This window comes from Pseudomonas sp. FA-1 (assembly GCF_056856075.1).
In genome coordinates this window covers 85,459-99,086 of sequence record NZ_JBWXTH010000003.1, presented here as the reverse complement: position 1 = coordinate 99,086, position 13,628 = coordinate 85,459, and the positions used below count along the sequence as shown (strand labels likewise).

Sequence of the window (13,628 nt, the reverse complement as noted above, 5' to 3'; positions counted from 1 at the left end):
GGCAATCCCGGCCCTGTCGCCGGCAAGCCGGCTCCCACAAAGACCAGTAGCGCCCCGGGTCTTTGTGTGGGAGCCGGCTTGCCGGCGATGGGCTGCAAAGCAGCCCCGCTACCTGTTCCATATCCTTCAGGTCAATTCTGACTCCACCCGATCCCGCCCCGCCTGCTTGGCCGCATAAACCCCGGCATCTGCTCGCAGCAACAGCGCATCCGCGCCCTCACCCGCCCGCCATCCCGCCACCCCGAAACTCGCCGTCACCCGCCCGACCCCCTCGACCGCCACAGTCCGCACCCCCTGCCACAACTCCAGCGCCAGCAACCGCGCCTGCTCGGCATTGCTGCCCGGGCACAACACCATGAATTCCTCGCCGCCCAGGCGACAGAACACATCCGTGCGACGCAGCCGATTGCCAATCCGCTGGCACAGGCTGCGCAGCACATGGTCCCCGACCGCATGCCCATACTGGTCGTTGATGCGCTTGAAATGATCGATGTCCAGCATGATCACTGCCAGGTCCAGGCCATCACGCTGGGCCCGCTCGAGCTCATGCTTGAGCCGCTCCTGGAAGTAACGACGGTTGTGGATGCCTGTCAGCGAATCGGTGACCGACAGGGCGCGCAGCTCCTCTTCTACTCGCTTGAGGTCGGAAATATCCGTCAGGTACCCATGCCAGACCGTGCAGCCGGCATCGTCGACTTCCGGCGTCGCCTCCCCGCGGACCCAACGCAGGCCCGCCTTGGGCAGCACGACCCGGTATTCCTCACGCCAGGGCGCCAGGTGCTCGGCAGAATACCGCACCGACCTGCGCACGCGTTCCAGGTCGTCCGGGTGGATGCGCTCGTACACCGCCGAGGCGTCTTTACGCAGCACCTGCAGGTCGATCTCGTAGATGTCGCGCAGCCCTTGGCTTGCGTAGGAAAAGCACGAATGCCCGTCGGCGTCCTGCCGATACTGGTAGATACCGCCCGGCACTTCGGCACTGAGCTTTTCCAGGAGCCGGTCACGTGCCGCCAGGGCCTCGTGGACCCGTCGCCGCTCGGTGACATCGATACAGATCGCCAGGTACCCCACCCACAGGCCCTGCTCGTCAAGCACGGCCGTCACCAGCATGTTCGCCAGCAGGTGGCTGCCATCCTTGCGCACCAGGGTCCATTCCCCCGGCTCGCTGCCACTCTCCTGTACCGTCTCGGCGAACATCGCCTGGCCGCCGCCGAAATCACGTCCGTAGCGCACGCTCAAGGCATGAGCGCGCTGGGTCAGCTCCTCGGGCGGAACCAGGTCCTCCAGGCGCAACCGGCCGACCGCCTCGCTGGCCGAATAGCCCAGCATGCGTTCGGCACCGGCATTGAAGGTGCTGACCACGCCCCTGAGGCTGGTGGCGATGATCGCCACCTGGGTGGCGGCATCCAGCACGCTGCGCAGCTGGTTATGGGTGTCGCGCAGGGATTGCTCGCTGACGCGCAGCTCAGCGGTGCGTTGCTCCACCAGGCCCAGAGCGCGCTGGCGCTGGCTGAACAGGCTGTAGAGCAAGGTGCTGAGCAGCAGGCTCAACAAGCCGCCCAGCAAACCGATGGCCACCGAAGCGGAGGAGCGGTTGGCCTGGAGGAAGGCCAGACTGGGGCGGATGTCGAGCTGGTAATGATGGTCTGCCAAGTGCAGCAGGTGGCTGCTGGCCAGGGACACCGGGGCGATAGGGTTCTGTGAGTCGAACAGCACCTCCGGGCCCTTGTCCCCGGAATTATCGGTGATGCGCACCACCAGGTTGTCCTCCTCCGACGGCGGCAGGCCTTCGGCAATCAGACGTCGCATGCTCAGCAGCGCCATCACATAGCCCGTCGGCAGACCGGCGACCACGCCGTCGGCGAATACCGGCGCGACCATCAGCACGCCACGCGCATAGGCCGGCTCGACATTGATCATGTCCAGCGGCGCCGAAACCGCCATGCCGCCCGGCGACTGGGCGCGGATCAACGTAGCCTCGCGCAGGGGCTGGCCACGCAGGTCGAGGCCATAGGGTTGTCCCTGCAGCGAGGCGGCCTGGGTATAGAGCACCGGGTAGTAGTAGTCGCGCTCGGCGGCTGGCTGCCAACCGCCCTGCGCGCCTTGGTCGCGAATCTGGTAGTCCTGGCCCAGCCACACCCTGGCCCGGCGCTCGAAGTCGCCTCGCTGGCCGGCATCGACCCGCGGCGCCCAGGAATAGGCCTGGGTGCGGTACAACAATGGCCGGGCATAGCCATCGAACTCCAACGGAGTGATCTGGGTGGAATAGCTGAAGAAGCGCCGCAGCCCGTCCAGGCGCTGCTCCTGGTCTTCGAAACGTTCGGCGATACGGCTGTAGCGCTCGTTGGCCAGCAAGTCGAAACGCTGGCGCAACTGCTGCTTATAGAATGTCTGGGCGGCGATCACCAAGGCGGCCGTGAGCAGCCCGCCGGCGACCAAGGCCGCCAGCGCCACCGCCCACGCAGGCACGGCTTCGCGAAATACGCCAAGCACCTTCGCACGCACGCCACACTTCATAGAAGGCTCTCACCACGTCAGCGTCCTGCGAATTGTCCAGCCCTTCGCTCAGTTATAGCTATTGGCCACTAGGCGCGCAACGTAGCTGGTCGGCTCAGCGGGCCTGAATGCGCCAGGCTTTGTGGATCCGGTTGTTACGGGCGAAATCCGGGTCCAGGGTCTGCGCGCTGATCTCCTCGACCGCATAACGCTCCTCCAGCCCGGCGTCGAGCTGGAACTTGCGGAAGTTGTTCGAGAAATACAGCACCCCCCCTGGCGCCAGCCGGGCCATAGCCAGGTCCAGCAGTTGCACATGGTCGCGCTGTACGTCGAACACGCCTTCCATGCGCTTGGAGTTGGAGAAGGTCGGCGGGTCGATGAAGATCAGGTCATAGCTGTCGCGGTTGCCCTCCAGCCATGCCATGACGTCGCCCTGCTCGAGGCGGTGACGGTCGGAGAAGCCATTGAGCGCCAGGTTGCGTCGCGCCCAGTCCAGGTAGGTCTTGGACAGGTCGACGCTGGTGGTGCTGCGCGCCCCGCCCTTGGCCGCATGCACGGTGGCCGTGGCGGTGTAGCAGAACAGGTTGAGGAAGCGCTTGCCGGCCGCTTCGCGCTGAATGCGCATACGCATCGGGCGATGGTCCAGGAACAGGCCGGTGTCCAGGTAGTCGGTGAGGTTGACCAGCAGCTTGACGCCACCTTCGTTCACTTCATGGAAACGTCCTTCGGCACCCTGGCGCTCGTACTGGCGGGTTCCACTCTGGCGCTCGCGGCGCTTGAGCACCACGCGCTGCGGGTCGATGCCCAGCGCCTGGGGGATGGCCGCCAGGGCGTCGAGCAGGCGCGCCTGGGCCTTGTCCGGGTCGACCGAACGCGGTGCGGCATATTCCTGCACGTGCACCCAGTCCTGGTAGAGGTCCACGGCCAGGGCATATTCGGGCATGTCGGCATCGTACAGCCGGTAGCAACCGACCTGCTCGCGACGGGCCCACTTGCCCAGTTGCTTGAGGTTCTTCTGCAGGCGGTTGGCGAACATCTGCGCGCCCTCGGACAGGCGTGCCGGCTCGCTGGCAACCGCCGCAGGGCGGCGCGGCTCGCCCGCTTCAGGCTCGGCCTGGCGGCGTTCGCCGGTCACGAACTGGTCGGGCTGCACCTTGAACAGCAACAACTTGCAGGGCAGCGCGCCGTTCCAGAACGCGTACTGCTTGTGGCTGCGAATGCCCATGCGCTTGCCCAGCTCCGGCGCACCGGTGAACACCGCCGCCTCCCAACCCAGGCAAGCCTGGCGCAGGCGCTCGCCAAGGTTCTGGTAGAGGTAGAGCAGGCTCGCCTCGTCGCCCAGGCGCTCGCCATAGGGTGGGTTGCTGATCACCAGGCCTTTCTGATTCTGGTCCGGGCGCGGCTCGAAGCTGCCCACCTCGCCCTGGTAGATCTTCACCCAGTCGCCCAGGCCCGCGCGCTCGACGTTGTTGCGCCCCGGCTGGATCAGCCGAGGGTCGGCTTCGTAGCCGCGAATCCACAGCGGCGGCTTGGCCAACCCTGCGTGGGCACGGGCCTGGGCCTCGTCATGTACCTTGCGCCACAGCGCCGGCACATGGCCGAGCCAGGCCGTGAAGCCCCACCGTTCGCGCTTGAGGTTAGGTGCAATATCGGCAGCGATCATCGCCGCTTCGACCAGGAAGGTGCCCACGCCGCACATGGGGTCAGCCAGGGCGCCGCCTTCGGCGGCGATACGCGGCCACCCGGCACGGATCAGCACCGCCGCCGCCAGGTTCTCCTTCAGCGGCGCAGCGCCTTGCTGCAGGCGGTAGCCGCGCTGGTGCAGGCTGTGGCCGGAAAGGTCCAGGGACAGGATCGCCTCACCGCGCTCCAGGCGCAGGTGCACGCGCACGTCCGGGTCGATCTTGTCCACCGAGGGGCGCTGGCCTTCACGGTTGCGCAGCTTGTCGACAATGGCGTCCTTGACCTTCAGGGCACCGAAGTGGGTGTTGTCGATACCTGAGCCGTGGCCGCTGAACTCCACCGCCAGGGTGCCGTCGGCCATCAGGTGGTCCTGCCAGTCGACACCATGGACGCCGCCGTAGAGCTCGTCGGCGTTCTTCATGGAAAAGCGCTTGAGCACCAGCAGCACGCGGTTGGCCAGGCGCGACCACAGGCACAGGCGGTAGGCGGTTTCCATGTCGGCCGAGCCGCGGATCGCCGAGGTGTGCTCGCGCACCTCTTCAAGGCCCAGGCTGCGGGCTTCCTCGACGAGCAGGCCTTCCAGGCCTTTGGGGCAGGTGAGATAGAGTTCGAAACGGTCCGACATGAGCAATCCAAAGCCTTGGGCTGGTTGAGTGACGGGCCGACGCATCGCCCCGCCTGAGTTTGCCCGGGCGCCCTTCCAGCAGGCGCTCGGGTGGCCTTGCCCATTGAGGGAAGGCCGGGCCACCTGATCGACGAGCCCATCGCGTCATGGCGAAAGTGGGTTAGATCATCAGGCAGTATGAAAATTTCCAGCGACGGGGCCGCCAATGTGACCCTTCGTCGCATTTCAAATTGTTACGGTCATCGTCCGGCACCACTGGCCAGGTGACTGCACAGCAGCGCTAAACCCTGATCATAGCGGGCTCAACGATAAATCAAGTTGAGTCGCATTTATTTACTTATCCTTTGACCCTTGGAAAGGTTACGTCCTTATGACAAATCGATCATTCACACTGTGACTCGCTTTGGTTAGAACTGACCTCAGGTTGTCTCGCAACGAGGCAACACCTTCCGCTCGCCACGCCGGCAGCGAGCGCAAACCGGCAGAACGATTCTGCCCGGCCTCGGAGAGGCCGACGGGACATTACAGTCAACAAGTGAGGGCAACACCCTATGAGAAGACTTAAGCGTGATCCGTTGGAAAGAGCATATTCACGTGGCTACCAGTATGGGGTCACCGGCAAATCCCGCGAGCTTTGCCCCTTCAACCTGCCGTCCGTACGTCAAGCCTGGATCAATGGCTGGCGCGAAGGACGCGGTGACAACTGGGATGGCATGACCGGCACCGCTGGCATCCAGAGACTCAACGAAAATCACGCCGTTGGCTGAGACGAGGACACTGAATTCGAGTCACCATGCGCGCCCTATCCGGGCGGCGGGCTGAGGCCCAGGGGCCCCCTCGAGGGGCCCTTTTTTATGCCCGTTCCTTTATTGCCGAGGCATCGCCGCAATGGCATCCACCGCCTCGCGGATCAGCGCAGGCCCCTTGTAGATAAAGCCCGAGTACACCTGCACCAGGCTGGCACCAGCGGCAATCTTTTCCGCTGCGTGACGCCCTTCGGTGATCCCGCCTACGGCGATGATCGGCAACCTGCCGGCCAGTTCACCGGCCAATACCTTCACCGTGTGGGTGCTCTTCTCCAGCACCGGCGCACCGGACAGGCCACCGGCCTCGTCACCGAACGGCAGGCCCTGCACGCCTTCGCGGCCGAGCGTGGTGTTGGTGGCGATCACCGCGTCCATGCCGGTTTCCATCAGCGCCGAGGCCACCAGCGCGGTTTCCTCGTCGGTCATGTCCGGGGCGATCTTGATGGCCAGGGGCACGCGCTTGCCGTGCTCGGTAGCCAACTGCTCGCGGCGCACCGCCAGCGCCTGCAGCAATTGCTTGAGCGAATCGCCGAACTGCAAGGTGCGCAGGCCTGGGGTGTTGGGCGAGCTGACGTTGACGGTGATATAGCTGGCGTGGGCGTAGACCTTCTCCAGGCAGATCAGGTAGTCGTCAACCGCGCGCTCGACCGGCGTGTCGAAGTTCTTGCCGATGTTGATGCCCAGCACACCGTCATAACGTGCTGCGCGAACCCGCGCCAGCAGGTGATCGACGCCGAGGTTGTTGAACCCCATGCGGTTGATGATCGCCGTGGCTTCGGGCAGGCGGAACAGACGCGGCTTGGGGTTGCCCGGCTGAGGGCGCGGGGTCACGGTGCCGATCTCGACGAAGCCGAAACCCAGCTGGGCGAAACCGTCGATGGCCGCGCCGTTCTTGTCCAGGCCAGCGGCCAGACCGACCGGGTTGGCGAAGTTCAAGCCCATGACCGTTACCGGCAACGCCGCCGGCTGCTTGCACAGCAGGCCGTTCAGACCGAGGCGGCCACCGGCGCCGATCAGGTCCAGGGACAGGTCGTGGGAGGTTTCCGGGGAAAGCTTGAACAGCAGCTGGCGGGCCAGGGTATACATGGGCAGGCAAGACTCGCGGTGAGTGAGCGGGCGATTATAGCCAGCGCGCGGCCCGGGCGACAGGGGCGCTGGCACATGGGTTGCTTCGCAAGGTACAGGCAGACAGCCCCGTATCGGCGAGGAACCCCTTGAATACAGCACTCCCCACGACACCCCTGGCCTGGGTCAATGGCAGCGATGCCCCCGAGAAAACCTCCCTGGACATCGGCTTCATGGCCTTGACCGACTGCGCGCCAGTCGTAGTGGCCGCCACACAAGGCTTCGCCCAGCTGCACGGCCTGACCCTCAACCTCAAGCGCCAGGCCTCCTGGGCCGGGCTGCGCGACAAGCTGGTCAGTGGCGAACTGGACGCCGCCCATTGCCTGTACGGCCTGGTCTATGCCGTGCACCTGGGCCTGGGCGGCGTCCCCAGCCATGCCATGGCCGTGCTCATGGGCCTGAACCAGAACGCCCAGGCCCTGAACCTCTCCCCGGCCCTACAGCGCAAAGGCGTGACCAGCCCCGAGGCGTTGTCGCGCCTGGTGCACCAGCATGGCGCACGCCTGACCTTCGCCCAGACCTTCCCAACCGGCACCCACGCCATGTGGTTGTACTATTGGCTGGCCAGCCAGGGTATCCATCCACTGCAGGACGTGCGCAGTGTGGTGGTACCCCCCGCGCAAATGGCTGCCCACCTGCAGGCTGGACGCATCGACGGCTTTTGCGTCGGCGAGCCCTGGTCGGCCGATGCGGTGGCCAAGGGCTTGGGCTTTACCTTGGCGACCAGCCAGTCGATCTGGCCGGACCACCCGGAAAAAGTCCTCGGCGCTACCCGCTCATTCGTAGAGCAATACCCCAACAGTGCCCGAGCGTTGTTGAAAGCCGTTCTGGCTGCCAGCCGATTCATCGAGCAATGCCAGGAAAACCGTCGTAGCACAGCCCAACTGCTCAGCGGCAAGGCCTACCTGGACGCCCCGCTGGGCAGCATCGAACCGCGACTGCTCGGCGACTACCAGGACGGCCTTGGCAACCAGTGGCACGACCCTCACGCCCTGCGCCTGTTCGACCAGGGGCGGGCGAACATGCCCTACCTGTCCGACGGCATGTGGTTCATGACCCAGTTCCGCCGCTGGGGCCTGCTACGCGAAGACCCGGACTACCGGGAGATCGCCCACCAAGTCCAGCAGCTGGATCTTTACCGACAGGCAGCCGAGGCCATCGGCGTGCCATGCTCCTATCCCCTCATGCGCAGCAGCCTGCTGATCGACGGCAGCCGCTGGGACGGCAGCGACCCTTACGGCTATGCCCGCAGCTTCCGCCTGCATGCCCTGGATGACGCTCTCGGCACCCGAGCCGGACTGTGAGGAGCACGAACATGCTGCGTATCCTGCTGATCGACGATACCGAAAAGAAAGTCGGCCGCCTCAAGGGCGCCCTGATCGAGGCGGGCTTCGAGGTGATCGAGGCCGGCGCGCTGACCATCGACCTGCCCACCTGCGTCGAAACCGTGCACCCGGACGTGATTCTGATCGATACCGAATCACCGGGCCGGGATGTGATGGAACAGGTGGTTCTGGTCAGCCGCGACCGCCCTCGCCCGATCGTGCTGTTCACCGACGAGCACGACCCGGGCGTGATGCGCCAGGCGATCCAGGCCGGGGTCAGCGCCTATATCGTCGAAGGCATCCAGGCCACGCGCCTGCAGCCGATCCTCGACGTGGCCATGGCCCGCTTCGAAAGCGACCAGGCGCTCAAGGCACAGTTATTGGCTCGCGACCAGCAGTTGGCCGAACGCAAGCGCATCGAACAAGCCAAGGGGTTGTTGATGAAGATGAAAGACTGCAACGAGGAACAGGCCTACACGCTGATGCGACGCCAGGCCATGAGCCGCCAGCAGAAGCTGATACAGGTGGCCGAGCAGATCATCGCCATGCACGAGATGCTGGGCTAGGCACCGAAAATCCAAAGCCAACCCTCGCCAACAGTTGGCCCATCTCTTGCTGAGCAAACCTCACCGGTAGCCAACGGCGGTTACCTCACTTGATTCCCGACAAAGACGTCGCTCTCCCCTCCTCTCGTGGAGCGGGCAGCGGCGTCTTTTTCGTTCCAGCCCTGCACAGCCAGGGCGTGACCAGCGTTGCAGCCACGCGAGGTGTTCGATGAATACGAGCTTCTGGAAATCCGGGCATGTGCCCACCCTGTTTGCCGCGTTCCTGTATTTCGACCTGAGCTTCATGGTCTGGTACCTGCTGGGCCCCTTGGCGGTGCAGATCGCCACCGACCTCGGGCTCAGCGCACAGCAACGGGGCCTGATGGTGGCCACGCCGATCCTGGCCGGGGCCGTGCTGCGTTTCGTCATGGGCCTGCTGGTCGATCGTTTGTCGCCGAAGACGGCCGGGTTGCTCGGCCAGGTCGTGGTGATCGCCGCCTTGGCCAGCGCCTGGCATCTGGGCATCCATAGCTATGGGCAAGCCTTGCTGCTGGGCGTATTCCTCGGCGTTGCCGGCGCCTCGTTCGCTGTCTCCCTGCCCCTGGCCTCGCAGTGGTATCCCCCTCAGCACCAGGGCAAGGCCATGGGCATCGCCGGCGCGGGCAATTCCGGCACGGTGTTCGCCGCCCTGCTGGCCCCGGCCCTGGCGGCGGCCTATGGCTGGAACAACGTGTTCGGCTTCGCCCTGCTGCCCCTGGTGCTGACCCTGGCCTTGTTCGCCCTGCTGGCACGCAATGCACCGCAACGGCCCAAGCCCAAGGCCATGGCGGACTACCTCAAGGCCCTGGGCGACCGCGACAGCTGGTGGTTCATGTTCTTCTACAGCGTAACCTTCGGCGGTTTCATCGGCCTGGCCAGTGCCCTGCCCGGCTATTTCAGCGACCAGTACGGCCTGAGCCCGGTGACCGCCGGCTACTATACGGCCGCCTGCGTATTCGCCGGGAGCCTGATGCGCCCCCTGGGCGGCGCCCTGGCCGACCGGTTCGGCGGGATCCGCACCTTGCTGGCCATGTACAGCGTGGCCGCCATCTGCATCGCCGCGGTCGGCTTCAACCTGCCCAGCGCCATGGCGGCCTTGGCCCTGTTCGTCAGCGCCATGCTCGGCCTTGGCGCGGGCAACGGCGCGGTGTTCCAACTGGTGCCCCAGCGCTTTCGCCACGAGATCGGCGTGATGACAGGGCTCATCGGCATGGCCGGGGGCATCGGAGGGTTCCTCCTGGCCGCCGGGCTGGGGGCGATCAAGCAACATACCGGCGACTACCAGCTAGCCCTGTGGTTGTTCGCCAGCCTCGGCCTTTTGGCCTGGTTCGGCCTGCACGGTGTCAAACAGCGCTGGCGCACCACCTGGGGCTCTGCGGCCGTCACTGCGGCGCGGGTCTGAGGAAGTACCCATGAGCCTGCAGTTGAGCTTCGCCCAAGCCACGGCCACCGGCCCACGGGCCGAGAACCAGGATGCCCTGCGCCTGGTCACGCCCGCTGCGGAGCTGGCCGCCAGCAAGGGCTACCTGTGCGCGCTGGCCGATGGCGTCAGCCAGTGCGCCGACGGCGGCCTGGCCGCGAAGGCCACCCTGCAGGCGCTGGCCCTGGACTACTACGCCACCCCCGCCACCTGGGGCGTGACCCAGGCCCTCGACCGCCTGTTGCTGGCACAGAACCGCTGGCTGCGTGCCCAAGGCAACGGCCAGCCGCTGCTGACCACACTCAGCGCCCTGGTATTGCGCGGGCGGCGTTTCACCTTGGCCCACGTGGGCGACTGCCGCATCTACCGCTGGCACGCAGGCCACCTGAAGTGTTTAAGCGAAGACCATGTCTGGGACCAGCCCGGCATGCAGCATGTGCTCAAGCGGGCCCTGGGGCTGGACCAGCACCTGCTGGTGGACTACCTCGAGGGTGAGCTGCAGGTCGGCGATTGCTTCATGCTGCTCAGCGATGGCGTCTGGGCGACCCTCGGCGATCGGCTTATCCAGTCGATACTGCATGACCAGCCCGACCTGCAGGCAGCCGCCGACACCCTGGTCGCCACGGCCCACCATGCCGGCAGCCAGGACAACGCCAGCGCCCTGCTGGTGCGCGTGGACCAGCTGGGCCCGGCCAACCTAGGCGATACCTTGGCGCACCTGCAGCAATGGCCGGTGCCCGGGCTGCTACGCCCAGGCCAGTCGATCGATGGCTGGCAGGTCGATGCCGTGCTGTCGCGCAGCCGTCAATCGGTGCTGTATCGGGTGCACGACAGCCAGGGGCAAGCCTGGCTGCTCAAGACCCTGCCTGAGGACCTGCGTGCCGAACCGGGCGCCACCCAGCGCCTGTTGCTGGAAGAATGGTTCCTGCGCCGGGTCGCCGGGCGGCATTTTCCCGAAGTGCACAGCGCCAGCCAGCGCCAGCACCTGTACTACCTGATGCGCGAATACCCAGGGCAGACCCTGGCGAGCCTGTTTGCCGAGCATGGACCGCTGCCCCTGCAGCGCTGGCTGGAGGTGGCGCGCCAGCTACTGCAAGCAGTCGGCGCACTGCACCGGCGCAACCTGCTGCATCGGGACATCAAGCCGGACAACCTGCACCTTGGCAGCGATGGCCAGGTACGGCTGCTGGATTTTGGCCTGGCCTATTGCCCGGGTTTGTCCGAGGACGCGGCCCACGCGCTGCCCGGTACCCCTTCGTTCATCGCACCGGAAGCGTTCGAAGGCGCCCAGCCCAGCCCGCAGCAGGACCTCTATGCGGTCGGGGTGAGCCTGTATTTCCTGCTCACGGGGCGTTACCCGTATGGCGAGGTCGAGGCGTTCCAGCGGCCCCGGTTCGGCGTGGCGGTCGATCCGGCACGCTACCGACCGGATGTGCCGGCCTGGGTGCAGGGGAACCTGTTGCGAGGAGTAGCGCGTGAGCCTGCGCGACGGTTCGAGACGGCCGAGGAATGGTTGCTGGCCTTCGAGCGAGGAGACAGGGACGAGGCGCCCAAGCGAGCCCGGCCGCTGCTGGAAAGGGAACCGTTGAAGGTCTGGCAGGGGGTGGCGTTACTGTCGTTGCTGCTGAACCTGCTCCTGCTGGTGCTTTTGCTCAAGCGATGAGACGTCACGGCATTGCTGCTCCCACAGAGCGAAGCCTGCAGGCCAAAAAAAGAAAAACCCGGCCGAAGCCGGGTTTTTCGTGAAGCATCAAACCAAATTACTTGGCCTGGGCTTCGACCTGAGCTTCAACGCGACGGTTGATAGCGCGGCCTTCTTCGGTGGCGTTGTCAGCAACCGGACGGGTCTCACCGTAGCCAACCGAGTCGATACGGCTGGATTCAACACCGTACTGCTGGGTCAGGACTTCCTTGACAGCATTGGCACGACGCTCGGACAGCTTCTGGTTGTAAGCATCCGGACCAACGGAGTCGGTGTGACCTTCAACGGTGGTGGTGGTCTGTGGGTACTGCTTCATGAAGTCAGCCAGGTTCTTGATGTCGCCGTAGCTGTTTGGCTTGACGACCGACTTGTCGAAGTCGAACTTGACGTCCAGCTCAACACGTACGACTTCGGCAACAGCCGGGCAGCCGTCGGCGTCAACGGTAACGTTGGCCGGGGTGTCAGGGCACTTGTCGACGTTGTCGCAGACGCCGTCGTTGTCGCTGTCGGAGCAGACTTCGGCAACAGGAGCCGGAGCAGCTTCAGCTTGCTTCGGGCTACCGCCGAAGTTCATGCCGATACCGACGCTCGGGGCCCACTCGGTGTCGCCCTGGTCGATGTTGTACTGAGCTTCGACGCCGGCACGGGCGTAGAACATGTCGGTGATGTACCACTTGGCACCAGCGCCAACGTTGGCGAAGGTGGAGTGGTCACGACCGCCACGGCCGGTCTGGCCCAGGCTCTGGTGCGAGAAACCAGCCGAAACGTACGGACGGATGGCGTCGTACGGGTTGTTGAAGTGGTAAACGGCGTCCAGGGCGGTGTTGGAGCCCTTGATGTTCTTGCCGTCTTCGCCACGAGCGTTGTGAACTTCGTCGTAGCCCAGACGCAGTTCGACGTCGTCGGTCAGGAAGTAACCGATCGAGCCACCGAACAGGTTGCCGTCGTTCTTGAAGTCGCGCTGGCTGTCGAAGAACTCCTTCTTGTAGAAGATCTCGGTCTCGACGGCGCCTTGACCTTGTGCCAGAGCGCCAAACGAAGTGGCGGCTACAAGCGAACCAATGGCCAAGCCCAAGGTGTTTTTCAATTTCATCCGTTAAATCCCCATCTGGTGATAGTTAAGCAGTCCCACCAACATCCGGGGGACAACTCGACGGCAAGTCTAGCAGAACTTGCCGGTTGGTTAGAGATATTTACGCGCCACTAAGTTTCAGTGAGCCCCGCAAATTTCTCTCTAAGCTTGTCGAGCGCACGCTTGTAGCGCATTTTCGTGGCGCTCAGGCCCATGTGCATGATGTCTGCGATCTCCTGGAATTCCAGCTCTGCGACAAATCGAAGCACCAGGATTTCCCGGTCGATCGGGTTCACATGCACCAGCCATTTATCCAGCCCGCCTTTTTCTTCAGGTTTCGGTGCCTTGTCCTCGGACGCCTCTTCCATAGGGTCCAGGCTCAGGGCATCCATCAGCCTTCGCTTGCGTCGTTCCTTGCGGTACTGGGTAATGCATTCGTTGTAGGTGATGCTGTAGAGCCAGGTCTTGAACTTGGACTTTCCCTCGAAGTTCTTCAGGCCGTACAGCACTTTGAGCATCACTTCCTGACAGACATCGTCGGCATCCCGGTCGTTCCCCAGGTAACGTGCACAGACGTTGAACAGGGTCCGTTGGTAGCGCCGCATGAGCTCCTCATAGGCGCGGGTTACGTGAAACAGCTCCTCATGCGAACGCGCCACCAACTCCTCGTCAGTGAGTTCTCGGGGGTCATAGCGCATGGGCGGCGAATGAACTTTATTCAAAACGGATCTGGCCGACAGTCGGGTCAATGTCGCCGCTCGGCCCCATGGGCCGGTTTTCGCGGCGGCAT

At 64.7% G+C, this 13,628-nt stretch carries 10 protein-coding genes; 5 read left to right on the top strand and 5 right to left on the bottom strand.

Going from position 1 to position 13,628, the window contains the following annotated elements; genetic code table 11:
* Nucleotides 1–126: 126 nt before the first annotated feature.
* Together AC1MHZ_RS07350 and rlmKL are read right to left on the bottom strand one after the other, a co-directional pair.
* Nucleotides 127–2,517, bottom strand: a complete 2,391-nt coding sequence (locus AC1MHZ_RS07350) for a sensor domain-containing diguanylate cyclase (RefSeq protein ID WP_482966178.1) — start codon at nt 2,515–2,517, stop codon at nt 127–129.
* Between the two features lie 94 nt (nt 2,518–2,611).
* Complete coding sequence (rlmKL, locus tag AC1MHZ_RS07345) at nt 2,612–4,804, bottom strand: bifunctional 23S rRNA (guanine(2069)-N(7))-methyltransferase RlmK/23S rRNA (guanine(2445)-N(2))-methyltransferase RlmL (protein ID WP_482966177.1); 2,193 nt, start codon at nt 4,802–4,804, stop codon at nt 2,612–2,614.
* 551 nt (nt 4,805–5,355) lie between these two features.
* Between rlmKL and rmf the strand changes: the two genes are divergently transcribed.
* Nucleotides 5,356–5,571 carry a ribosome modulation factor gene (gene rmf / locus AC1MHZ_RS07340; protein ID WP_080642046.1) on the top strand — a complete coding sequence of 72 codons (216 nt, stop codon included), beginning with the start codon at nt 5,356–5,358 and terminating at the stop codon, nt 5,569–5,571.
* 99 nt (nt 5,572–5,670) lie between these two features.
* On the opposite strand, the gene AC1MHZ_RS07335 is transcribed toward rmf, so the two are convergent.
* A complete protein-coding gene (locus AC1MHZ_RS07335) occupies nt 5,671–6,696 on the bottom strand; it encodes a quinone-dependent dihydroorotate dehydrogenase (RefSeq protein WP_482966176.1) in 1,026 nt (341 codons plus the stop codon).
* A gap of 128 nt (nt 6,697–6,824) precedes the next feature.
* Here AC1MHZ_RS07335 and AC1MHZ_RS07330 point away from each other — a divergent pair, with 128 nt between their 5' ends.
* From AC1MHZ_RS07330 to AC1MHZ_RS07315, 4 genes are all read left to right on the top strand, one after another.
* Nucleotides 6,825–8,039: a CmpA/NrtA family ABC transporter substrate-binding protein gene (locus AC1MHZ_RS07330; RefSeq protein WP_482966175.1), complete on the top strand. Its 1,215-nt coding sequence runs from the start codon at nt 6,825–6,827 to the stop codon at nt 8,037–8,039.
* Nucleotides 8,040–8,050: 11 nt separating this feature from the next.
* Entirely contained in the window at nt 8,051–8,626 is a 576-nt protein-coding gene (locus tag AC1MHZ_RS07325; protein ID WP_084855109.1) for an ANTAR domain-containing response regulator, read from the top strand.
* A 208-nt stretch (nt 8,627–8,834) separates the two neighbouring features.
* A complete protein-coding gene (locus AC1MHZ_RS07320; protein ID WP_482966174.1) occupies nt 8,835–10,046 on the top strand; it encodes a nitrate/nitrite transporter in 1,212 nt (403 codons plus the stop codon).
* A gap of 10 nt (nt 10,047–10,056) precedes the next feature.
* Nucleotides 10,057–11,727, top strand: a complete 1,671-nt coding sequence (locus AC1MHZ_RS07315; RefSeq protein ID WP_482966173.1) for a bifunctional protein-serine/threonine kinase/phosphatase — start codon at nt 10,057–10,059, stop codon at nt 11,725–11,727.
* Nucleotides 11,728–11,824: 97 nt separating this feature from the next.
* Here AC1MHZ_RS07315 and AC1MHZ_RS07310 read toward each other — a convergent pair whose 3' ends face one another.
* Both AC1MHZ_RS07310 and sigX read right to left on the bottom strand, forming a co-directional pair.
* Entirely contained in the window at nt 11,825–12,859 is a 1,035-nt protein-coding gene (locus tag AC1MHZ_RS07310) for an OmpA family protein (protein WP_084855106.1), read from the bottom strand.
* 110 nt (nt 12,860–12,969) lie between these two features.
* Nucleotides 12,970–13,536 (bottom strand): RNA polymerase sigma factor SigX, encoded by a 567-nt coding sequence (gene sigX, locus AC1MHZ_RS07305; protein WP_084855105.1) that lies wholly within the window; start codon nt 13,534–13,536, stop codon nt 12,970–12,972.
* Nucleotides 13,537–13,628 lie beyond the last annotated feature (92 nt).

What these genes read in the sequence shown, in the direction of transcription:
- AC1MHZ_RS07350 (WP_482966178.1), bottom strand. Translation starts at nt 2,517, where the DNA reads ATGAAGTGTGGCGTGCGTGCGAAGGTGCTTGGCGTATTTCGCGAAGCC.
- rlmKL (WP_482966177.1), bottom strand. Translation starts at nt 4,804, where the DNA reads ATGTCGGACCGTTTCGAACTCTATCTCACCTGCCCCAAAGGCCTGGAA.
- rmf (WP_080642046.1), top strand. Translation starts at nt 5,356, where the DNA reads ATGAGAAGACTTAAGCGTGATCCGTTGGAAAGAGCATATTCACGTGGC.
- AC1MHZ_RS07335 (WP_482966176.1), bottom strand. Translation starts at nt 6,696, where the DNA reads ATGTATACCCTGGCCCGCCAGCTGCTGTTCAAGCTTTCCCCGGAAACC.
- AC1MHZ_RS07325 (WP_084855109.1), top strand. Translation starts at nt 8,051, where the DNA reads ATGCTGCGTATCCTGCTGATCGACGATACCGAAAAGAAAGTCGGCCGC.
- AC1MHZ_RS07320 (WP_482966174.1), top strand. Translation starts at nt 8,835, where the DNA reads ATGAATACGAGCTTCTGGAAATCCGGGCATGTGCCCACCCTGTTTGCC.
- AC1MHZ_RS07315 (WP_482966173.1), top strand. Translation starts at nt 10,057, where the DNA reads ATGAGCCTGCAGTTGAGCTTCGCCCAAGCCACGGCCACCGGCCCACGG.
- AC1MHZ_RS07310 (WP_084855106.1), bottom strand. Translation starts at nt 12,859, where the DNA reads ATGAAATTGAAAAACACCTTGGGCTTGGCCATTGGTTCGCTTGTAGCC.
- sigX (WP_084855105.1), bottom strand. Translation starts at nt 13,536, where the DNA reads ATGCGCTATGACCCCCGAGAACTCACTGACGAGGAGTTGGTGGCGCGT.